We start from the raw sequence: 572 nt of genomic DNA, 5'->3' as shown, positions 1-572 counted from the left end.
CAACGGGCCGAAGCGCTCGGCATGGCCGTGATCGCCTGCGATCCCTTCCTGCCGGCCGATCATCCCGCCTGGAAGGGTGCGCGCGACGTCACGCTCGACCGGCTCCTGGCCGAAGCGGACGTCGTCAGCCTGCACACGCCGCTGACGCCGGACACGCGCCACATGATCGATGCCGCCGCCCTCGGCCGCATGAAGAAGGACGCCGTGCTCGTCAATGCGGCGCGCGGCGGCATTGTCGATGAGGAGGCCCTCTGCGCGGCGCTGCGCGAGGAGCGGATCGCCGGCGCCGCGCTCGACGTCTTCGAGGAAGAGCCGCTCGGCGCCGAGACGGGCGCCCGGTTCCAGGGGCTCAAGAACCTCGTGCTGACGCCCCACATCGCCGGCGTGACCCGTGAATCCAACGTGCGCGTCAGCCACAAGACGGCGCAGACCGTTCTGGAGCATCTGAGAGCCAAGGCATGAGCGACACCCGACTGTCGATCGAAGAGGCGACCGCCCTTGTCGTCGAAACCCTCCTGCGCTGCAAGACGTCGCGGCCCAACGCCGAGGCCGTGGCCCGCGCGCTCGTCGGC

General features: G+C 70.5%; 1 protein-coding gene. It reads left to right on the top strand.

Going from position 1 to position 572, the window contains the following annotated elements:
* On the top strand, positions 1-462 hold a 462-nt coding region (locus ACFP9U_RS25365; protein WP_378625676.1), incomplete at its 5' end, for an NAD(P)-dependent oxidoreductase.
* Between the last annotated feature and the right edge of the window lie 110 nt (positions 463-572).

Source organism: Nitratireductor sp. GCM10026969 (assembly GCF_042660605.1).
Classification (GTDB): domain Bacteria; phylum Pseudomonadota; class Alphaproteobacteria; order Rhizobiales; family Rhizobiaceae; genus Chelativorans.
Note: the sequence above shows the minus strand (reverse complement) of the source record. Positions and strands in the feature narration are given on the sequence as shown.